This window comes from Sphingosinicella xenopeptidilytica, from assembly GCF_042676985.1.
Taxonomy (GTDB): Bacteria; Pseudomonadota; Alphaproteobacteria; order Sphingomonadales; family Sphingomonadaceae; genus Sphingosinicella; species Sphingosinicella xenopeptidilytica.
In genome coordinates, this window is the sequence record NZ_JBHTIK010000001.1 from 52,558 (window position 1) to 73,067 (window position 20,510).

Here is a 20,510-nt window from a genome sequence, read left to right on the forward strand (position 1 = left end):
AATTCACTATAGATTTCTGAGCGCACGTGCCGGACGCGCGCCGAGCGCGCTCCATGAACCGACAAGGCTGAGCAGCAAAATCGCCGCCGCGCCGAGTACGACGGTGAGGATCACGGGCCTCCAGTCGGGCAGCCATTCCAGCTCGAAAACCTGCGTCACCACATACCAGCCGCCAGCCGTGCCGAGCGCAAAGGCGATGGCGGAGAGGACGATTGCGAGCAGCGCATATTCAGCCAGCAGGCTGAGCAGAACCTGGCCCCGCGTGGCGCCGAGCACCTTCAGCATCACCGAATCATAGATACGCGCGCGCCGCGCCGCCGCGATCGCACCGACGAGAACGGCGATCCCGGCCGCGATAGCCACGGATGCCGCCGCGCGCACGGCGGTCGACATCTGGCCGAGCAGCGCGCCTGCATTTTCGATGACATCGCCGACGCGGATCACGGAGGCCGAAGAGAACGCCCGCACGACGGCGCGCGAGACGGCGGGCACCTCGGCCGGCGATACCGTGACGGTCGCCATGTAGCTGTGCGGCGCGCTTTCGATGAGGCCGGGCGAATAGACGAGCGCGAAATTGAAGCCGAGCGAATCCCAGTTGATCTCGCGGAAGCTTGCGATGGTCGCGGGAAGATCGACGCCGAGCACCGAGACGGTGATGCTGTCGCCAACCTTGAGGCCGAGCGCCTCGCCCACCTCGGCATCCATCGAGACGAGTTGCGGCCCGCTGTAGCCCTCCGGCCACCATTTGCCCGAAACGATGCGGTTCCCGTCGGGCAGCGCCGCCGAATAAGTGAGGCCCCGATCGCCGCGCAGGATCCACGCGCCCTCGGGCACGTCCTTCATTTCCGAAACGAGCGTGCCGTTCACGGCCACGACCGGCCCGCGCAACGAGGGGACGAGGCGGATCGCGGCGCCGGGCGCTGCGTCCAGAACGGTTTTGCGGAAGGCATCGGCTTCGCCCGCGGGAATATCGACCACGAAGAGGCTAGGCGCCTCGCGCGGCAGCGCCTCATCAATCTGGCGCGAAAGATTGGTTTCGATGACGGCGAGCGTCGCGAACAGCGTGAGCCCGAGCCCGAGCGCGACGACGAGCTGACGCGTCATCGATCCCGGCCTGTGCAGATTGCCGAGCGCCAGCCGCAGGAGCGGCTGCTTGGGGCGCGGCAGGCGCGCGGCGAGCGCCCGGATGCCGAGGGCGAGCAGAGCGAGGAGCGCCATCAGCCCGAGTGCGGCGGCAATGAACGCGGCGGCGAAGAGCGGCTCGCGCGCCTGCACGACGGCAATGGCGGCGATGACGAGCGCGGCCCCGAAGCTGAGCACCACCACATCGAGCGGTGGGCGACGGATGCGTTCGACACCGGCACGGAACAGGCGGGCGGCGGGAACGTCGCGCGCCTTCGCCAGCGGCCAGATCGCGAACGCCGCCGCCGCAAGCAAACCGTAGAGGATCGCGGTGATAAGGGGCACGGGATAGATGCCGAGTTCGGGCGGCACCGGCAGCGCATCGCCCGCGAAGGCCACGACGATCGCGGGCACGAACGCGCCGGCCACCGCGCCGAGGATGACCGCGACGAGCGCGATCAGCCCCACCTCGATCATGTAGACGCGGAAGATCGTGCGCGAATCCGCGCCGACGCTCTTCAGCGCCGCGATCGAACGCGTCTTGCCGTCGAGATAGGAACCGACGCCGTTGCCGACGCCGACACCGGCGACGAGCAGCGCGGTAAGGCCCACGAGCGTCAGGAACTGGCCGAGCCGCTCGATGAAGCGCCGCGTGCCGGGCGCGCCGTTCGAGCGGTCCTGTATGCGCCATGCCGCATCCGGAAAGCGTTCATTGAGCGACTCGGTCACCGATTCGGGGGAGGCGCTCGATGGCAATTTCAAACGGTAGTGCGTGCGATAGAGGCTTCCCGGCTGACGGAGGCCGGTTTTGTCCAGCGTTTGGAGCGACATCAGCAGCGTCGGTCCGAGCGTGAAGCCTTCGCCGACCTTGTCGGGCTCCTCGGCGAGAATGCCGGTGATGCGTACGCGGGCGTCGCCGATCGTAACGCTGTCGCCGACGCGTGCGCCGAGCCGGTCGAGCGCGGCCTGATCAACGACGAGACCGCTCGCCTTCAAGGCAGCGGCGAGGGGCAGGCCGCCTTCGAGGCGCACGCTGCCGTAGAAGGGATAGGTGCCGTCGACGGCCTTGAGTTCGCCGAGCACGCTTTCGGCACCGTCGAGCCGGCTCGCCATCGCACGCATCCGCACCACTTCGCCCACATCGCCGAAGCCGCGAAACGCCGCCAGCTCGGCGTCACTCGCCTGCCGCTGCGTCAGCATCACCTCGACATCGCCGCCGAGGATCGACTGGCCCTTTTCGGAAAGCGAGGTGACGATGGCGGTGGAGAGGCTGCCGACGCCCGCGAGCGCGGCAACGCCGAGGAACAGGCAGACCGCGAGCAGGCGCAAGCCCGCAAGGCCGCCGCGCAGATCGCGGAGGGCCAGTTTGAGGGGAAGGTTCAAGCGACGGTCTCGCGCACGATCTGCCCATCGCGCATTTCGACGATGCGGCCGCAGCGCGCCGCAAGCTCGGTGTCGTGGGTGATGAGAACGAGCGTCGTGCCCTGCGCGCGCTGCCGCTCGAACAGCAACTCGACGATCTCGTGGCCGGTCGCGGCATCGAGGTTGCCGGTGGGCTCGTCGGCGAAGAGGATGCCGGGACGTGGCGCCGTGGCGCGCGCAATGGCGACGCGCTGCTGCTCGCCGCCCGAAAGCTGTGAGGGGTAGTGCGTCAGCCGATGACCGAGGCCGACCGCTTCGAGTTCGGCGCGGGCGCGCGCTTCCGCATCCGGAACGCCTGCAAGCTCCAGCGGCACCGACACATTTTCGAGGGCGGTCATCGTCGGCAATAGGTGGAACGCCTGCAGCACGATGCCGATGCGGCCGCGCCGCGCGCGGGCGAGCCCGTCTTCGTCGAGTGCGCCGAAATCCTGGCCCGCGACGCCGATGCGGCCGCCGTTCGCGCGTTCGAGGCCGGACAGCACCGCCATGAGCGAGGACTTGCCCGACCCGGAAGGCCCAAGGATCGCGACACTTTCGCCGCGCGCCACGGAAAGGCTGACGCCGCGCAGGATTTCGACCGCGCCCGCACCTTCGCCGAGCGTGAGGGTGACATCGCGCGCATCAATCACAATATTGGAGGGCGCCGAGGAGATATCGTTCAAGGGGATCCGCTTTGTCCGGTTCGTGCAGGTTTCGTATTTATGGGGATGCGTCGCGCTTTGTCCAAGCCGCGATTGCCGCTTTTCTGCTGTTCGTCGGCGCGAGTCCGTCGCTCGCCGAAACGCGCCTCGTCGTTGCGTACGGCGATTCGCTGATGGCGGGGTATCAGCTGAAGCCCGGCGAGGGCTTTGCGCCGCAGCTTGAGAAGGCCTTGAGAGCGAAGGGCCATTCGGTGCGCGTCGTGAGCGGCGCGGTTTCGGGCGATACCACCGCCGCGGGCAAGGCACGCATGGCGTGGGTGCTCGGCGGGCTCAAGGCCAAACCCGATCTCGTGATCCTCGGCCTCGGCGCCAACGACATGCTGCGCGGCCTGCCGCCCGCGCAGGCGCGCGCCAATCTCGATGCCATGATCGCCGACTTCAAGAAGCGGGGCAGCAAGGTGCTCTTGGCCGGGATGCTCGCCGCGCCCAACCTGGGGAAGGCCTATGCGGCAGAGTTCAACGGCATGTATCCGGCGCTCGCGAAGAAGCACGCCGTGCCGCTCTACCCGTTTTTCATGAAAGGCGTCGTCGCAAACAAGGCGCTGCTGCTTGGCGACGGTATGCACCCCAATCCGAAGGGTGTTTCCGTGATCGTGCAGGGCATCCTGCCGAGCGTCGAGGCGGCGCTCCGCTAGTGCACAGGCTGTTCGTCGGGATCGACCTGCCGCACATGGTGAAGGACGCGCTCGTCGCGCGGATGGGCGGCGTGCTCGGCGCGCGCTGGCAGAGCGAGGACCAGCTTCACCTGACGCTGCGCTTCGTGGGCACGGTCGACACGCACACCGCCAATGCCGTCGCAGAGGCGCTGGCGACGATCCGCGCGCGGGCGTTCGATCTCTCCACGGCGCGCACAGGCATCTTCGAGCGCAAGGCCCGCATCGAAACCCTGTGGGTCGGCGTCGAGCCGCAGGAGCCGGTGAAAGCGCTGCACAACAAGGTGGACCGCGCGCTGCAGCTTGTCGGCATCGCGCCCGAAACGCGAAGCTACCTGCCGCACATCACGTTGGCGCGCTTCTCCGGCACGGCGGGTCCACTCGATGCGTTCCTGCGCGAGGGCTTCCCGCCCGTGTCGTTCACCGTGGACGCGATCAGCCTGTTCGAAAGCCGCCTCACCACCGAAGGCGCGGACTACACCGTCGTCGCGTGCTGGCCGCTGATCGCCTGAAGCAGCCCGCGCGCGCCATCCTCCACGAGCCGGAACGTCTCGGCGAAACCTTCGTCGCCGCCGTAGTAGGGATCGGGCACGTCGCCGCCCTCGGCATGATCGAGCAGCAGCGATAACGCCGCACGCCCGCCTTCCGGCTGCATGGCGAGCAGGTCGGCGAGGTTCTTCCCGTCCATCGCCACGATGTGATCGAAGCGATGGAAATCGTCTTCCGTCACCTGGCGTGCGCGCAGCATCGAGATGTCGAGGCCCCGCCGCAGCGCCTCCGCCTGCGCGCGCGGATCGGGAGCGTGGCCGATGTGCCAGTCCCCGGTTCCGGCGCTGTCGATCTCGATCACCACGCCTTCCGCCTCCGCCAGCCGCCGCATTGCGCCCTCCGCGAGCGGCGAGCGGCAGATGTTGCCTAGGCAAACGAACAGGACCGAGATCGTCATCGCGATTTCCATGCTTTCGATTTCAAAGCCCTGTGTTAGCCACGGGACAACCGGGCGGACAAGGGCCGGTATCTCGAAACTGGGGAGGGTCGAGAGCATGAACGACGCAGCCGCAATTCTGGAAGCGCGCAAGGGCGAGGTCGGCGGGCCATACGCCCGGTACGTGCTCGGCGTGCTCGTGCTCGTCTATGTGCTGAATTTCATCGACCGCCAGATCATCTCGATCCTTGCGGAGGACATCAAGGCCGACCTCGGCGTCACCGACGCCGACATGGGCTTCCTCTACGGCACCGCCTTCGGCGTGTTCTATTCGCTGTTCGGCATCCCGCTCGGGCGGCTCGCAGACATGTGGTACCGGGGCCGCCTGATGACGATCGGCCTTTCGGTCTGGTCGGCAATGACGGCGCTGTCCGGCTTCGCGCAGAATTTCGGACAGCTCGCCGCCGCACGCATCGGCGTCGGCATCGGCGAGGCGACGGCAAGCCCCTGCGCTTTCTCGATGATCTCGGACTATTTCCCGCGTGAGAAGCGCGCCACCGCGCTCGCGATCTATTCGAGCGGGCTCTACCTCGGCGGCGGCCTGTCGCTGTTCATCGGCGGCGTCATCGTGCAGAGCTGGAACAGTGCGTTTCCGGGCGGCGGCCCGCTCGGCCTCGCCGGCTGGCAGGCAGCGTTCCTCGCCGTCGGCCTCCCCGGACTGCTGCTCGCGCTGTGGGTGCTCACCCTGCGCGAACCGCTGCGCGGCATGTCCGAAGGAATCCTGAGCCCGCCAGAGCCCTCGCCGTGGCCGAAGTTCTTCACCGAACTGTCGAGCGTCATCCCGCCGTTCACGCTGGTACAGGCTGCGCGCGTCGGCGGACGGGCGTTCGCGGTCAACCTCTCGGGGCTCGTCGTCGTCGTGCTCGGCGCGACCGCCATGATCATGCTCACCGGCGACACGCTGCAATGGGGCGCGATCGGCATCGGCTGCTATTCGGTGTTCTCGTGGTCGCAGTCGCTGAAACGCCGCGACCCGCCGACCTACCAGCTCATCTGGGGCACGCCGACGTTCCTGCTCGCCATCCTCGGCTTCGGCTCGATCGCGTTCGTCACCTATGCGGTCAGCTTCTGGTCCGCACCCTATGCGATCCGCACCTTCGGGGCCGACCCCGCGATCGTGGGGCTTATCATCGGCGGCGTGGGCGCTGCGGGCGGCTTCATCGGCGTCATCGCGGGCGGGCGCCTTGCGGACTGGGCGAAATCGCGCTGGCCGGCGGGCGACATTCTCGTGGCGACGCTCGGCGTCCTGATCCCCGCGCCGCTGATGCTCATCGTCTACACAACGGAAAGCCTGACGATCTTCTATCTGGCGTTCACCCCAATGGCGATCATCAACAGCTGCTGGGTGGGCATCGCCGCGGCGACGAGTCAGAACCTCGTGCTGCCACGGATGCGCGGCGCAGCGACAGCGACTTACTTTCTCGGCACCACGCTCGTCGGCCTCGGCCTCGGGCCGTATTTCGCGGGCAAGATGTCGCTCGTCACCGGCAGCCTCGGCATGGGCATCCTCAGCCTGCTCGTCGCCGCGCCGGTGACGCTCGTCTGTCTCTGGGTCGTGTGGCGCCAGCTTCCGCAGGCCGAGGCGACACGCGTGGAACGCGCCGCCACAGCCGGTGAAGGCCGCGCCGCGCAAGCCTGACGCTTTATCCAGAATTGCGCAGGCGCCCAAACAGCGCCACTCTTGCGGCTGTTTGCAGGACTCGGGGGAGATTCACATGTCGGAATACGACTATATCGTCGTCGGTGCGGGTTCGGCGGGCTGCGTGCTTGCGAATCGCCTGTCGGCGAACCCCGGCACGCGCGTGCTTCTCGTCGAGGCTGGCGGTAAGGACAGCTCTTTCCTCATCCACATGCCCGGCGGGCTTTCCAAGATCATCCCGCCCGAAAACGAGCACGCCACCAACTGGTGTTTCTGGACCGAACCGCAGAAGCATCTGGACGGCCGCCGCCTCTATTGGCCGCGCGGGCGCGTGATCGGCGGCTCCTCCTCGATCAACGGCATGGTCTATATTCGCGGCCACGCCAGCGACTACGACCGCTGGGCGCAAATGGGCTGCACCGGCTGGAGCTGGGACGACATCCTGCCGTACTTCCGCCGTTCCGAAACGAGCGAGCGCGGTGCCGACGACTATCACGGCGGTGACGGCCCGCTCCACACCGGGCGCCGCAGCCAGCCGAGCCCGCTCGTCGATGCGTTCATCAAGGCCGCAGCCGAAGCGGGCCATCCCGTCACTGACGATTTCAACGGCGCGCAGTTCGAAGGTGCGGGCCGTTATGATTCGACGATCAAGGACGGCGAGCGCTGGTCTGCCGCGAAGGGCTATCTGAAACCGATCCTCGACCGCCCCAATCTCGATGTGCTCACCGACGTGCTCGTCGAGCGCGTGACGTTGAGCGGGCGACAGGCGACAGGCATCGCCTATCTGAAGAACGGCAAGGCGGAAACGGCGACGGCGCGCGAGACGATCGTCTGCGGCGGCGCGGTGAACTCGCCGCAACTGCTGATGCTATCCGGCATCGGCCCCGCCGCGCATCTTGCGGAGCACGGCATCGCCGTGGTGCACGACGCGCCGGATGTCGGCGGCAACCTGCAGGACCATCTCGATATGCTCGTGCAGTGGACCTGCACGCAGCCGATCACGCTCAACAAGAACGCCGGCTTCCACAACAAGCTGCTCGCGCTTGGCAATTGGGTGCTGCGCCGCGACGGTTCGGGCGCGTACATGCCGACGCCCGCAGGCGCGTTCCTCTCGACGCGACCGGGCCTTGCCGCGCCGGACATCCAGATTCACTTCATGCCCGTGCTCGGCGAGCCGCATGGGCGCGGCACGCTGGGCCATCAGCACGGCTATGCCATGCACATGTGTCAGCTTCGCCCCGAGAGCCGCGGCACGATCCGCCTCCAGTCCGCCGATCCCACCGCGCATCCGGCAATCGATCCCAATTATCTCTCCGCGCCCGGCGACCTCGAAACGCTGCTCGCGGGCATCGAGATCGCGCGGAACATCGGGCGGATGCCCGCGCTTGCGCCGTTCCGCGGCAAAGAGGTCTGGCCCGGCGAAGGCGTCACGGCGCGCGAGGATATCGTGACGGCGCTGAAAGCGTGGGGCGAGACGATCTATCACCCGATCGGCACGTGCCGCATGGGCGCGGATGAACGCGCGGTCGTCGATACGCGGCTTGCCGTGCGCGGCGTCTCTGGCCTGCGCGTCGTCGACGCCTCGGTGATGCCGGCGCTCATTTCGGGCAATACCAATGCGCCGACGATCGCGATCGCGGAAAAGGCCGCCGACATGATCCTTGCAGACGCCCGGCAGGCGCTCGCGGCGTGATCGAACCGTTCGAAATCCCAATCGAGTCCGAGGAGGCGGAATGGGTGCGCCGCCGCGTCGAGGCCTTCCGCTTCTTCGAGGAGCCCGAGGAGGCCGGCTGGCGCTACGGCACGAACCGCGCCTATCTGGAACAACTGCGCGACTACTGGCTCACCGCGTTCGACTGGCCCGCCGCCGTGCGCAGCCTCAACCGGCATCCGCACGTTCGCGCCGAGGTGCTGCCCGGCTTCCGCCTGCACTGCATCCACAAACGCTCGTCACGCCCTGATGCGAAGCCGCTGCTCATCGCGCACGGCTGGCCGGGATCGATCCTCGAATTCGATGCGATCATCGAACGGCTCGCGGAACCCGAGGACGGCTCACCGGCCTTTCATGTCGTCGCCCCCTCGCTTCCCGGCTATGCGTGGTCGGACAAACCCAAATCGCCGATCGGGCCGCGCAGCGTCGCGAAGCTCTACGACAGCCTGATGGGTGTGCTCGGTTACGACCGCTACATCTATCAGGGGGGAGATTGGGGCAGCGTTATCGGCGGCTGGATCGGCCTCGATTCCGCGCGCGTTACGGCCGTTCACCTCAATGGCTTCGGCCTCCGCCCGGCAAACATGCAGCCAACGACCGAGGAGGAGGCGCTCTGGCTCAAATGGGCGCTGCAGATTCGCGCCACCGAAACCGCCTATCTCCAGCTTCAGGGCACCAAGCCGCAGAGCCTCGCCTATGCGATGATGGATTCGCCGATGGGCATCGCCGCGTGGCTTGCCGAGAAATTCTGCGGATGGAGTGATGTGGGCACGCACAACCCGAAGCCACCGTTCAGCATGGATCAGATGCTCACCAACATCATGATCTATCTTTCGACGCGCAGCTTTCACACCGCGACATGGATCTATCGCGGCCTGTTCGACGAGGGCGGTTTCACGATCCCGGACGGGCGACGCATCGAGGTACCGACCGGCGTCGCCGCCTTCCCGCACGACCTCCTCGCCTTCCCGCCACGCGCGATGGCCGAGCGCGGCTACAACATCGTGCACTGGACGAAGATGCCGCGCGGCGGCCACTTCGCCAGCCTCGAGGAACCCGAACTGTTCCTCGCCGACCTCAGAAAATTCGTCGCAGCGCTGTAAAAAATCTCTCCCTCGATGGGAGAGGATACGAAGCCTTGCCAGCGTGCTGGCTTAGGCGAAGTTGGTGAGGGTGGCCCTGCGCACGCGCTCGGAAATGGAAACCCCGATCCGGTCCCCCAGCAGCACGATCTCGCCGCGCGCGATGAGTTCGTCGTTCGCATAGATCCACACGGGATCGTCGCGGCGCGCATCGAGATCGATCACAGCGCCCCGCCCCATCTTCAGGAGCTGGCGGATCGGCATCTGCTTGCTGCCGATGACGACCGAAATCTCGACCTTGATCCTTTCGATAACGCTCATGACCGCCTATCTGCGTTTCGGATTTCGGGCATGATGCACCGGATAGGGTTAGAACGGGGTAAAGAGATGCCCGAGTGGCGGGTGGAAAGCGGCCTGGCCGACTATGCCGAAACGCTGGCGGCGATGGAGCAGCACGCGGCGGACATCCGGGCGGGCGAAGCAGGCGAGCTGATCTGGCTCGTCGAGCACCCGCCGGTCTACACCGCGGGCACCAGCGCGGACGTGGCGGAGCTGCTCGCGCCCGCGCGCTTCCCGGTGTTTTCGACCGGTCGTGGTGGGCGCTATACCTATCACGGGCCGGGGCAGCGCGTCGGCTATCTGATGCTCGATCTGGAGCAGCGCGGCCGCGATCTCAGGGGGTTCATCTGTTCGGTCGAGCGCTGGCTGATCGCGGCGCTCGCAGATTTCGGCGTCTCCGCGCGCGCGGTGCGCGGCCGGGTCGGCGTTTGGACGGATACGCCCGCGGGCGAAGCGAAGATCGGCGCGATCGGCGTGCGCGTGCGCCGCTGGGTCAGCTTTCACGGCTTTTCGCTGAACGTCGCGCCCGATCTCGAGCACTTCTCCGGCATCGTGCCCTGCGGGCTTGCCGAATATCCCGTCACCAGCCTCGCCGCACTTGGCATCGAGGCGACGATGGCGGACGTCGACGCCGCCCTACAGCGGCACTGCCCGTTTCTGTAGGTCTCAGGCCGCGCGGCGGCGGGCGTTGTCGTCCATGCGTGCCGGGCGCGGCTTGCCGAACAGGAAGCCCTGCCCGAGCTCGACGCCTGCGCGGCGCACCGAGGTGGCCTGATCCTCAGTCTCGACATGCGTCGCGATCACCTGCGTGCCGCCCCGCGCGAGCGCCTTCAGCACGTTCGGGTCGGCTTTCTCCAGCATCGTGGCGTCGAGCTTCAGGAAGCCCGGACGGCGGAATACGCCTTGCAGGCGCGGCAGGTCGCCTAGTGACGCCTTGTCGACCGAGAAGGCAAAGCCCATCGCCTCGATGCCGCGAAGGTCGGCAGCGACCTCGGGGTTGAGCGTAACGGCGGTCGCCGCGTCGATCTCGAACACGATGCGCTGCGACAGGGCCTTCTGCTCCCGCGCAAACGCGGTCAGCGCGGCGCGGAAGCCATCGCTGTGCAGCGAATCGCCCGAGAGGTTGCAGAAAAGCCGCGTTTCCATGTGCCGGTCGCCGATGCGGTGGCAGAGGCCGACGATGCTGGCGAGCTGCCGTGTATCGAGATCGGCAGCGCGTCCGGTCGCCCGGGCGGCCGGCAGGAACTCGGCAGGCATCATCAGCGTGCCCGTATGCGACCGCAGGCGCGAGAGCACCTCATAATGCTGCACACGACGGTCCGGAATGCCAACGATCGGCTGCAGATGCAGCTCGATCTGCGCCTCGGCGATCGGATCGCCGTCGCTGCCCGCCCCGATATCCGGAGTCATTTGCCGTCCGCAACGCGCGCTGACATGGGCCGCGAACTGCAGCAGGTTGTTTGCCGTCTCGAGCGAGGCGTCACGCGTTTCGGGGACGGTCACTGCCAGGGGCGCGGCCGGGCGCAGCCTTTCAAGCGTGGCCACGCGGGCGCCGAGCGCCTCGACTTCGGCCTTGTGGTACGCTGCCATCACGAATGCACGGCGCGCGAGGCGATGCGCAGAGAAGAGAACGTCGGCGATGGCAAAGCACAGCGCCGTGGCTACCGAGGCTGCCGCCGCGATGAATGTCGGCACGGTCCAGAGTGCGGGACCGACGATCGAAAGCGCTGCAGCGCCCGCCGCGTAGCAAACGAGCCGCAACGGCAATCCGGCATACACAGACATTCTGGTCCCCCGTACGATGTTCGTGCCATGCAGACTGCCGGTCCGCGGTATAAAAATGGTTAATGTGTCATCAACCACGGAGCGGTTCGCGCCCAACCCGCCTTGAGCCGGTGGCGGAATGCGGTTAGGTTGCCGGCGAAGCGGTGAAAAAATACCGCAGCAACAAGAAAATGCCGGGGTAAAACGATGGGAAGCATGTCGAAACGCACGATTTTGGGGTTCTCGGTGGCGATCGCCTTGGCGGCAACCGCTTGCGGAAAAAGCGATGATGCCGGGAAGGAAGGCGAGAAGGCAGCCGTGGAAAGCGCGGCCGATGCGTCCATGTCGGATCTCGGCGCGGACGCATCGACGGCGGATGCCATGTCTGTCGATGTGGCGGCAGGCGGCGTCGAGCCGATGACCGATCCGGCGCTAGTGGACGTCGCACCGATCCCGGATAAGGCGTCTGAACAGGCTCCCGCCCAGCAGTGACCTGACGGCCTTCGCGGCCAATTCTTGTGGGAGGATTTGCATGAGCCTTGCCGAAATCACCGAAACGATGCGCAGCCGTGTCGGCGCAGGCGCCGGTCTCGGAAAAAGCGTGAAGTTCGATTTCGGCGACGATGGTGTCGTGCGCATCGACGACAAGGCTTCGCCGGCGGTCGTCGACAACGCCGACCTCCCGGTCGATTGCACGGTCAAGGTTTCGATGTCCGACTTTCTCGACATCGCGGACGGCAAAACCAATCCGCAGATGGCGTTCATGATGGGCAAGCTCAAGGTGGAGGGCGACATGTCGGTCGCCATGCAACTCGGCAAAGTGCTCGGCTGATCCGGTGTCTGTTATGCGTATCCGGTCTGTAACTCTGGCGCTCGGCATCTGCCTTGCCGCAGCGCCCGCGGCATATGCAGCCGTCGATCTCGGCGGCCCGCCGGTTCGTGCCATGACGGCGGAGGAAAGCGCGGCACACGCCATTTGGCTGCTGCGCGCGGGCCTCAACGTCTCGGCGTTGCAGTGCCAGTTCTCGCCCTATCTTGCGACCGTCAGAAACTACAACCAGATGCTGAAGCAGCATCAACCCGAGCTCGCGCGCGCCTATCAGACACTGGAGAAGCATTTCCGCCGTCTCGATGGAAAGGCCGGCCCCCGCACGTTCGATAGCTTCACGACGCGTGTCTACAATAGCTTCTCGGCGCTTGAAGCGCAGCGCAGCTTCTGCACTGCCGCCGGCGAAGTCGGCCGGGAAGCGCTCTCGTGGAGTCCGGGCAACCTGGGCGGGCAGGCCGTAACAGCGGTTCAACGTTTGCGCGCCGCACTCATCGCTCCGCCCGATCCCTATCGACAGTATCAGCTCGGCTATGTTGTTCTGCCGCGAATTCCCGATCCGTGCATCGACAAGCGCGGCAAACCGATCAAGCGCTGCAACGTCTGACCACATCGCGGGGCCGTCGCCCTGCGACGACTTCCCGCCGACGAAGCCACCACATAGAAAAAGGGCCGCCTCGAAGAGGCGGCCCTTTCCGGTTGCGGGGCGTCGCTGTTGGCGCCGCCCCGTATTCCGTCGAGCTTACATCGAAGCTCCGCCGAAGTTGATTTCCACGCGGCGGTTCTGCGGTTCACGCACACCGTCGGCAGTTTCAACGAGCAGGCGGGTTTCGCCGAAGGCCTCGCTGGTGACGGCCGTTTCCGGCACGCCCTGACCCGCGAGATACTTGCGGACCGCATCAGCGCGGCGCTGCGAGAGACCGACGTTGTAGTCGGCCGGGCCCGCGGCGTCGGCGTGACCGGCGAGCGTAACGCTGGCCTGGCCCGTTTCCTTGTACGCCTGCGCGGCGCGGTTGAGGATGTCTGCCGCATCCGTCGTGATGTCCGACTTGTCGAAGTCGAAGAACACGATGAACGGCCCCGGCGTCACCGGCGGGGGAGGCGGCGGGGGCGGAGGCGGCGGGGGCGGCGGAGCCGGTTCCGCGACCGGAGGCGGCGGCGGCGGCGGCGCTTCCGCACCGAAGTTGAAGATCACGCTCGCGAGCAGCGAGTGGCTGCGGAAGCGACCATCATACGCCGATCCGTCCACGCCGACGAGGTCCACCGAAGGCGCATTGAAGAAGCGATACTTCAGACCCAGATCGACATTGTCGCTGATCGCCTTGCGGACGCCCGCGATGACCTGCCAGGCAAAGCCCGTATCGCTGTCGTCAGCGAAAGCCGCGCCCTGATCGGCCACCTGGTAGATGTCAGCCTTGACGCGCGCGATACCGACGCCGCCGCCGACGTAGCCGTTCCAGCCAGCGTCGTCGCCGAAATCAAGCAGACCGTTCAGCATGAAGCTGAGCGCGCTCGTCGTGCCACCGGCATCCGGGAACGTCCCGGTCGCGACACCGCCGCTGCCCGGAACCGCGACGCCAGCCAACGTCACCTTATCGAGCGAGGCCTTCTTGTAGCCAAGCTCGAATTCGGTGCGGAAGCCGCCGAAGTCGTAACCAACGATGCCATCGACGTCATAGCCCATCTTGTGCTTGACGCTGACGCCGTTGTTCGTTTCGGCGCCCTGCGTACCAGTCACGTCGAAATCGATATTTTCGATGAGCAGCGCACCGCCCTCGATACCTGCATACCAGGCCTTGTCGCGCGCGAGCGCCGGGCCCGCAAGAGCGGTGCCGGCCAGCGCCATGACTACGGCGAGTCTACGCATTGAAATCCCCTTTCTCAGTCTCCACGAACTTCCATGGAAGTCGCCTGAACGATCTATATCACCGAAGTATCCCGCGCAACCGAATATAACCCCGAAATGTTGCATAAATACCGCACATTGCGGCAGATTTCGGCGTTTTGAATGGGGTCATGACGTCAGCAAACCCTGTTCGCGAAGGTAACCGAGCAGGCCCGCCAGCACGGCCCGCGCCTCGATATCGATCACGCTTCCACCCTCCGGCGCATCGATCGCAACCGGTGGCTCCGTGAGCATCATGGCGCCGCCGATTTTGAGGCCCGCAACCGGCAGAGCAGCATTCCAGACCCCGCCGCCGAACACGGCGACAATGGCTTCATCCGCGATCCAGCATAGCATCCCCTCGGCCGGCGCCGCGATCACCCACGCGCCGTCCCAGTGCGCGAGTGCGCCAGTATATCCCGCCCACGCGCCTGTCGCGCCCTCGCCAACGATCCAGGTCGCGCCGGGCGCGGGCAGTTCGGGCGGCCCCGAAAGCGCGCGACTTGCCACGCACAGATGAACAAGGCGATCGAGGCCGTGAATCGCAGTGTTGTGCGTGAGTTCCTTCTGGGCCTGCCCGGTGGCGATCAGAGGCAGACCCAGACGCGCAGTGACAGTCATCGGCTGTTCCTATCGGTTCAGAATGAAATCGGCGGCAAACGGCGCGCCCGCCCCAACGGCGGCGCTCAGTTGACGAACCTCGAGATGAACGGCCTCGGGAAGCATCCCGAACGCCGCCGTCTGCCCACTCGCAGAGAGCGTCCATGCCGCGTCTCCAACCTCGTCGGCCACGGTCGCGTCGCCGACGCTGCAGCGCACGGCATAGCGTTCGCGTTCCTCGCCGAGCGGCGCATCAACCCCGTCGATCCATCCGAAGCCTGCCCGGCTGCGCCGGATCCACGAAAAGGCGATCGCACCATCCGCAAGCACGCGCGCCGTGCCGTGCACCGGTGGCAGCGGCTGCAGCGTGCGGCCCGTCACCCGGTGATCGGCTTGCGGACTATCCGTGGTGCCCGTGTTTGGCGGCACGACGCGCACGGCGATATCCGTGCCGATCGCATCGGCGGAAAGCTCGATCGGAAACAGCGCGGGGGTTTCCAGCAGAACGAAGCGTTCGCCGGCCATATGCGCCGTCATCGCTGCCTCACTCGCTTTCCGGCCACGCAGCAGCCCCGAAAGCCGGAAACAACGCGGCGCCGTGGGCACCGCGCTGCGGAACTGGATCAGCTCGTCCCCGACGAGCGCCAGGTTCGCGCCCGCCAACACCGAAAGTGCCGGTCGGCTTTCAAGCCACATCGCGTCGGATATCAATTCCACGTCGAGCGCCGAGATCTCGTCCCAGCGCGTCGGGTCCACGGCGGGCAGCCCCGAGAGCGCCGCACCCATCGGCACGCCGCCGCTCGCCATGCCGATGCTCGACCAGCTCACCCCGGCGTCCCCGCTCAGCCAGATTTCCGCGCGCCGCCAGCCGCTCCCCGTGCCCCCCGCGGCGATCCAAAGGCGCGGCGCGCTCGGCATGTCGCCCACGATCGGCGGCAATTCGAAGGCATGGAACTGCGTCTCGCCCTGCGGAGCATCGACACTTGTTTCCGCGCGACCACCATCGGCAACCGCATCCACGCCTCCGTCGGCGTTCACCGGCTCCGCCTCTATGGCGACCGTCATCGCCTCGAAGGCGGTCCGGCGGATTTCCCAGCGCCGGCCGTCACGGTCAGAGAGCCGGTCGCCCGGCTGCAGCGCAAGCGCGCGGTAGCCGAGCCGGAACGCCGAGGTCTCGCGCCGCGTCCACAAACGCTGCAGAACGCTCTGCGCCGCGCGTTTCGCAGCCCCAGCCGAAAGCGCAACGGGCAGCGCGCTATGGTCTTCGCGCCCCCGCGCACCGGCCCGGAATGCTCGCTGCGTTCCCGCCTGATAATCGCGCGCGATATCGAGATAGCCGAAGGTCACCGAAGCCGGCGCGTCCCCGCTGCGGCGCGCAATCGCGTGGCGACTCTCGCCCTCCACCAGCCGATCATCATCAAGAACGATGTCAGTATCAGTGCCGTCGTCATGAAGCCGCACGTGCCTGCCGCCGAGCGCCCGCACGTCGCCGAGTTCGCCAAGCGATGCGATCCACGTCGAAAGCGGTGCGTTCGTCGCGGCGGCAAAACCCGGCAAGGGTGCCGAAAGGCCGCCCGTGGAGACCCGGACCCCGGCGGCCTCCGCAAGATCGCCGAGGATCGCGGCTATCGTCGGCGGCGCGGCATCGGACGTGACCTCGAACGACAGGTTCGGAATGCGGTTCGCGAAATCGCCGAGCTGCAGGTCTTCAAACACGGCATAGGCAAGCCCGCGATAGGCAGGCGCGTTCGCAGCGCCTTCGGCCGCAGCGATCAGCGGATCGGGCACCTGCATCTCGTCACCGGTGTAGATGCGCACGGACCCTTCCGCCGTCATCTCACCAGCCGCGCCGCGCAGCAGCTTGCCGTCGGCCCATATCCGTCCGATCCCCACGATCGGGCGCGCCGATATGGCCACCGCGAACGATGCGGAATAGCTGTAGGTCGTCGTGCGCCCGCCAGAGCGCTTGCCGCCACCCGAACGGTGCGCGGTCTCCCTGAGGCCCCGGCTCCAGATGACGTTGCCGGCGGCGCGGGTCGTGCCGTAGAGCCGCGGATGCGGCAGCCCGTAGGCCGAACTCTGCACGGTGAGATCGTCGAGGCGCGGCCCCGTGCGCCCTTTCGGCGCGAACAGCATCTGGTCGATACTGTTCCCCGCGATCGCGCCGATGGTCGCGCCGATGGGTCCGCCGACGATCGCGCCGACGGTCGTCAGAACAAGCGTCGCCATGGTCTCAGTTCTCCGGAAAACGCCAGCCGATGCGCGCCCATTCCGGCGGCAGCGGCGCTTCGACGACACGCCCGAGGCCGAAGTGGGCATGAACGAACGTATCGCCGCAACAGACGGCGAGATGACGCTGCGCGGTCGTCACCGCGATCAGCGCCAGGTCGCCCGCGAGCGGATCGCCCGCCCGCGTGCATCCGGCTGCCGCCAGCCCCGCCGCCAGCCGGTCCCGATTGTCGGCGGCAAGGCAATAGTCCTGCGGCACGCTGAACAAGAGCCCCGCACCCTTCGCCGCCGCGACGGCGACACCGACACAGTCGAGCGCAAGGCCGGGCACGCGCCCCTGCACGCGGCAGCGCGTGCCAACGCACGCACGCGCCGCGCGCACGATATCGACGTGCCGGGAATGCATAGCCGTCACAGGCTCGGGTAGCGGATCACGGAATCAGTGCCGGGCACATGGGGCTCGCCGCGGAAATTGTCCTTGTTCTGGAAACGGTCCCGGCATGTCGAAAAGCGGCGGTCACAGCCCTCGCGCAGATCGACCAGATCGCCTGGCGCCAGCCGCGCGGCCACGGCTTCGCGCAGGTCAACGGATACGCCCTGCGAAGCGACGATCTCGAAATCCAGCCCCGCAAGCGCCCCGGCGAGCGGCCTAAGCCGTCCATAGGCAAGCGCGCCGTCCGGCAGGGGGCAATCAGTCTCGATGCGCGCCGCGCCCGTCACCGCCGTCACATGCGCAACATGCGTCAACGGCGACAGCGCCACGCGGCAGCGCGAATCGCCGAGCCGCGCGCGGCATTCCGGTGTGCAAAGCGCGATCGGCGTACGATCGAGATCCGCGTGCGCGCTTTTCAGCTCCGCCTCGAAGCGGTCATCCTTGCGCACAATGTCGCCGATCTCGCCGCTCGCCAGCAGCACCGAAGCCCCCGGCGCGCTCCAGTCGACGAGCGACAGCGTGGCATGTGCACGGTCGTAGCGGCCCACCGCAATATCGTCGGCGCGAATACGCCCGCTGCCCAGCGCACCGGTCACGTCCATGCCGCCGCCCTCGACGGAATCGGCATGGGCAAGCGCCGACGGCACCATGCCCGGCACGGGCGAACAGCTCATGCCGTCCACGGTGAGCGGCCGATCGTGCGAGGTGAAACCGAGCGCCGCGCCGTCCGCGCGCTCGATGCGCCAGCAGAAGGCAAGGCTCGTCGTTTCCTCTTCAAGCGCCGCGGCGAGCGCTTCCGGAATATCGCGCATCAGGCCTCACGCACCTCGATGATCGGCGCGGAAGGCATCTCGCCCGCGCGCCAGCCCTGCAGCGAGGCCTCGATACTGTCCTCGGCGAAGCGCACCGGCACATCGAACAGAAAGCCCGCGGTCACCGCCGCGGTGGGCGGGATATCGAACGTCACCGATCCCCCTTCGAGCAACCAGCCGTCCATCAATTCTGTGCCCGCAACGGCCACCCGGACGCTCGCGACGTCCGGCCGCGTGATGCGCCTCGCTTCGCCTTCGCCATAACGCTTAACCAGTGCAAACACCGTCCGCACGCCGTCGCCCGCGCCCAGCGTCTGATCGAGCGGCGAGGGCGCCCCCGTCATGCCGTTCGAACTGAAATCGAAGGGATCGCGGAAACGAAAGGCGAATGCTCGCCCGCGCCGCGCGCGGAAGAAAGCGATCAGCGTTGCGAGGTCCTCCTCGGAGCGCACGCCCGGCCCCGCGTCATAACGCAATCGTGCCTGTGCCCAGTCGCTGTTCCTCTGTTCGTATCCCGAAACGCTGGTCACAACCTGCGTCGAAAACAGCGGCCCGCCGCTCGCCCCTTCGGCAAGCGCCAGCGGGAACGCCACGTCATGAAAGCCCAAGGCCGCATCCTCCTCGATCTCGAAGAACGTAAATCCGTCGCGCATCACCTGCGGAAACGCCCACACGAAGATTTCCGCAACGCCGCGCGCAAGTGCGTCTTCCGCAGCCTCGGCAATCGGTTGCCACAGGTGCCGGTCGGTCCAGTTCAACACAAAGCCAGAGAAATAGTGCTGCTCCGCCGCCGCGTAGCCCAGCGCCTCGCTCACCGCCGCCCGTGCCCGCCGCATCCCGCCCGCATTGCCGTCGGTCACGAAGTCGTAGTCCTCGAGCTGCAGCACATCGAACGCCGGATACGCCCACGCCGCGGGCATGTTCACCGCCGCCAGCCACGCCGCTTCCGGCCGCAGCACCTGCGGCGCATAGAACAATAACGCCACCTCGGTGCCTGGCGCCGCATCTTTCACGGCATCCCTCAGCGCCAGCGTCGAGATCCCGAGCTTGCCGCCCAGCCAGGCATGATACGCCGCCTGTGCCACGCTCGGCGTTTCCGAAACATCCGCCATCGCCGGCGGTGCGGGCAGCTCCGTTTCCGCCATGTACGCCGCCGTCGTCGCCGCATCGTGGAAGCAGGGTGTGCGATCCGAGCCGAACCCCGTCCACCACCACGGCTCGCCGATCTGGAACCACGGCGCCCCGAACCCGGCGAACGCCGCACCCACGCCCTGCAGCCACGCCATCGCCTCGTCATTCGCGGGCGACAGCAAGGTCGAGGGCGGATCCCAGCCCGTGAGCGCGGGCGAACCGTCCCCGGTGCGCTGCTTCCAGCCCTCGGGCGCGTGCGCGTCGAACAGCTCGTAGCTGAGCGACAGGATCACCTTGTACCCGAGCACCGCCGCACGCCCGCAGAAATCCGCGTGCCACGCCCGGCAAGGCGCATTCAGCGGATCGCCTTCCGTCGCCACGACGAACCGCGCGCCGTCCCACCCGAGCCGGAAATAATGGCTCATCCCCACATAGTGGTTGAACCACTCCCGGTAGCCGAGCTTCAGCGCGTTCCCGAGCACGCGCTCGGGCGTCAGAGTGTAGCTGTCGTCATAGCCGCCCGCCATGCGCAACCGGTGCGGCGGCAGAGACGCGTCTCCGATCTCCAGCACCGAGGATGGGCCGTCGCAGCGCATCTCCTCGATCCGGATCGTCGCCACGCCCGGCGCCGCGAGCGGCACATCCTCCCGCGCATATCCGCCCGGCACCACCGAGATGAACATCCGGTCGATATCCCCCGCCCACACCGGGTCCGCCTCGCCCGGCAGCAGGAAGCCGCCATCCATCGCATCGAAATCGAGCCTGATCAGCGCATCGTCCGGCGCACCGTCGGCATAGTTCCACAGCCGCACATACCAGCTTCGCGGATTGCCCTCGGCATCGCGCCCCTCGATGGTCAGCGTCGGCCCGTCGAGATCGGGAAGCTGCCGGCAATCCCCCTCCGATCGCCACCGGAACGAGAGCTGCGTCCCCCGATAATCCCGCCGCGTCTCATAGGCGATCAGCGGATGGTCCCAGCGGTCCGCACTCTCCCAGATCAGCCCGACGAGATCGTTCGCGGTATAAAAGGCCGCGTCCACCCGCAGCGCATCCGCCGCCGTCGTCACCACGCTGCCCATCGCAGGCCGCGCGAAATCGACCGTCCAGTAGCGCGCGTCGAAGCGCTTAAGCCAATCGCGCCTGATGCCGTCCCCCGGTTTCGCCAGCCAGTGCATG

At 67.2% G+C, this 20,510-nt stretch carries 20 protein-coding genes; 9 read left to right on the top strand and 11 right to left on the bottom strand.

Annotated features, from left to right (window positions below; all coding sequences use genetic code 11):
* Nucleotides 1-6 precede the first annotated feature (6 nt).
* Entirely contained in the window at nucleotides 7-2,505 is a 2,499-nt protein-coding gene (locus ACFQ00_RS00250; protein ID WP_381484526.1) for an ABC transporter permease, read from the bottom strand.
* Nucleotides 2,502-3,206 carry an ABC transporter ATP-binding protein gene (locus ACFQ00_RS00255; RefSeq protein WP_381484528.1) on the bottom strand — a complete coding sequence of 235 codons (705 nt, stop codon included), beginning with the start codon at nucleotides 3,204-3,206 and terminating at the stop codon, nucleotides 2,502-2,504. The genes ACFQ00_RS00250 and ACFQ00_RS00255 overlap by 4 nt, the downstream gene beginning before the upstream one ends.
* Before the next feature lie 11 nt (nucleotides 3,207-3,217).
* On the opposite strand from ACFQ00_RS00255, the gene ACFQ00_RS00260 reads away from it, so the two are divergent.
* Both ACFQ00_RS00260 and thpR read left to right on the top strand, forming a co-directional pair.
* A complete protein-coding gene (locus tag ACFQ00_RS00260) occupies nucleotides 3,218-3,880 on the top strand; it encodes an arylesterase (RefSeq protein WP_381484531.1) in 663 nt (220 codons plus the stop codon).
* The gene (gene thpR / locus ACFQ00_RS00265) at nucleotides 3,880-4,410 is read left to right on the top strand and encodes an RNA 2',3'-cyclic phosphodiesterase (RefSeq protein WP_381484534.1); all 531 of its coding nucleotides are present in this window, start codon (nucleotides 3,880-3,882) and stop codon (nucleotides 4,408-4,410) included. Before ACFQ00_RS00260 ends, thpR begins: the two co-directional genes overlap by 1 nt.
* Here the strand turns inward: thpR and ACFQ00_RS00270 are convergent.
* Nucleotides 4,374-4,844: a low molecular weight protein-tyrosine-phosphatase gene (locus tag ACFQ00_RS00270; RefSeq protein ID WP_381484537.1), complete on the bottom strand. Its 471-nt coding sequence runs from the start codon at nucleotides 4,842-4,844 to the stop codon at nucleotides 4,374-4,376. The two genes, thpR and ACFQ00_RS00270, sit on opposite strands and share 37 nt — an antisense overlap.
* Nucleotides 4,845-4,941: 97 nt before the next feature.
* On the opposite strand from ACFQ00_RS00270, the gene ACFQ00_RS00275 reads away from it, so the two are divergent.
* The 3 genes from ACFQ00_RS00275 to ACFQ00_RS00285 all read left to right on the top strand — a co-directional run bounded on the left by ACFQ00_RS00275 (nucleotide 4,942) and on the right by ACFQ00_RS00285 (nucleotide 9,336).
* Nucleotides 4,942-6,522: an MFS transporter gene (locus tag ACFQ00_RS00275; protein WP_381484540.1), complete on the top strand. Its 1,581-nt coding sequence runs from the start codon at nucleotides 4,942-4,944 to the stop codon at nucleotides 6,520-6,522.
* Nucleotides 6,523-6,598: 76 nt separating this feature from the next.
* Nucleotides 6,599-8,215, top strand: a complete 1,617-nt coding sequence (locus ACFQ00_RS00280; protein WP_381484543.1) for a GMC family oxidoreductase — start codon at nucleotides 6,599-6,601, stop codon at nucleotides 8,213-8,215.
* Nucleotides 8,212-9,336: an epoxide hydrolase family protein gene (locus tag ACFQ00_RS00285; protein ID WP_381484546.1), complete on the top strand. Its 1,125-nt coding sequence runs from the start codon at nucleotides 8,212-8,214 to the stop codon at nucleotides 9,334-9,336. Before ACFQ00_RS00280 ends, ACFQ00_RS00285 begins: the two co-directional genes overlap by 4 nt.
* 51 nt (nucleotides 9,337-9,387) lie before the next feature.
* On the opposite strand, the gene ACFQ00_RS00290 is transcribed toward ACFQ00_RS00285, so the two are convergent.
* Nucleotides 9,388-9,636, bottom strand: coding sequence for a FliM/FliN family flagellar motor switch protein (locus ACFQ00_RS00290; RefSeq protein ID WP_121051224.1), 249 nt, complete (start codon nucleotides 9,634-9,636; stop codon nucleotides 9,388-9,390).
* A 66-nt stretch (nucleotides 9,637-9,702) separates the two neighbouring features.
* On the opposite strand from ACFQ00_RS00290, the gene lipB reads away from it, so the two are divergent.
* Nucleotides 9,703-10,317, top strand: a complete 615-nt coding sequence (gene lipB / locus ACFQ00_RS00295; RefSeq protein ID WP_381484551.1) for a lipoyl(octanoyl) transferase LipB — start codon at nucleotides 9,703-9,705, stop codon at nucleotides 10,315-10,317.
* 3 nt (nucleotides 10,318-10,320) lie between these two features.
* On the opposite strand, the gene ACFQ00_RS00300 is transcribed toward lipB, so the two are convergent.
* On the bottom strand, nucleotides 10,321-11,439 hold the full coding sequence (locus ACFQ00_RS00300) for an EAL domain-containing protein (protein ID WP_381484555.1): 1,119 nt from the start codon (nucleotides 11,437-11,439) through the stop codon (nucleotides 10,321-10,323).
* 195 nt (nucleotides 11,440-11,634) lie between these two features.
* Here ACFQ00_RS00300 and ACFQ00_RS00305 point away from each other — a divergent pair, with 195 nt between their 5' ends.
* From ACFQ00_RS00305 to ACFQ00_RS00315, 3 genes are read left to right on the top strand one after another with little or no spacing between them, the layout of a single operon-like run.
* On the top strand, nucleotides 11,635-11,910 hold the full coding sequence (locus ACFQ00_RS00305; RefSeq protein WP_381484558.1) for a hypothetical protein: 276 nt from the start codon (nucleotides 11,635-11,637) through the stop codon (nucleotides 11,908-11,910).
* A gap of 40 nt (nucleotides 11,911-11,950) precedes the next feature.
* Nucleotides 11,951-12,250, top strand: coding sequence for an SCP2 sterol-binding domain-containing protein (locus ACFQ00_RS00310; RefSeq protein WP_381484561.1), 300 nt, complete (start codon nucleotides 11,951-11,953; stop codon nucleotides 12,248-12,250).
* A gap of 13 nt (nucleotides 12,251-12,263) precedes the next feature.
* Entirely contained in the window at nucleotides 12,264-12,851 is a 588-nt protein-coding gene (locus tag ACFQ00_RS00315) for a hypothetical protein (RefSeq protein WP_381484563.1), read from the top strand.
* A 135-nt stretch (nucleotides 12,852-12,986) separates the two neighbouring features.
* Here ACFQ00_RS00315 and ACFQ00_RS00320 read toward each other — a convergent pair whose 3' ends face one another.
* From ACFQ00_RS00320 to ACFQ00_RS00345, 6 genes are all read right to left on the bottom strand, one after another.
* On the bottom strand, nucleotides 12,987-14,111 hold the full coding sequence (locus ACFQ00_RS00320) for an OmpA family protein (RefSeq protein ID WP_381484566.1): 1,125 nt from the start codon (nucleotides 14,109-14,111) through the stop codon (nucleotides 12,987-12,989).
* A gap of 147 nt (nucleotides 14,112-14,258) precedes the next feature.
* Nucleotides 14,259-14,750, bottom strand: coding sequence for a DUF2793 domain-containing protein (locus ACFQ00_RS00325; RefSeq protein ID WP_381484569.1), 492 nt, complete (start codon nucleotides 14,748-14,750; stop codon nucleotides 14,259-14,261).
* Between the two features lie 9 nt (nucleotides 14,751-14,759).
* Nucleotides 14,760-16,958, bottom strand: coding sequence for a phage tail protein (locus tag ACFQ00_RS00330; RefSeq protein WP_381484571.1), 2,199 nt, complete (start codon nucleotides 16,956-16,958; stop codon nucleotides 14,760-14,762).
* A 4-nt stretch (nucleotides 16,959-16,962) separates the two neighbouring features.
* Nucleotides 16,963-17,364, bottom strand: a complete 402-nt coding sequence (locus ACFQ00_RS00335) for a peptidoglycan endopeptidase (protein ID WP_381484574.1) — start codon at nucleotides 17,362-17,364, stop codon at nucleotides 16,963-16,965.
* 5 nt (nucleotides 17,365-17,369) lie between these two features.
* Nucleotides 17,370-18,203 carry a DUF2163 domain-containing protein gene (locus ACFQ00_RS00340; protein WP_381484576.1) on the bottom strand — a complete coding sequence of 278 codons (834 nt, stop codon included), beginning with the start codon at nucleotides 18,201-18,203 and terminating at the stop codon, nucleotides 17,370-17,372.
* Nucleotides 18,203-20,509, bottom strand: coding sequence for a DUF2460 domain-containing protein (locus ACFQ00_RS00345; protein ID WP_381484578.1), 2,307 nt, complete (start codon nucleotides 20,507-20,509; stop codon nucleotides 18,203-18,205). The genes ACFQ00_RS00340 and ACFQ00_RS00345 overlap by 1 nt, the downstream gene beginning before the upstream one ends.
* Nucleotide 20,510: the final 1 nt, after the last annotated feature.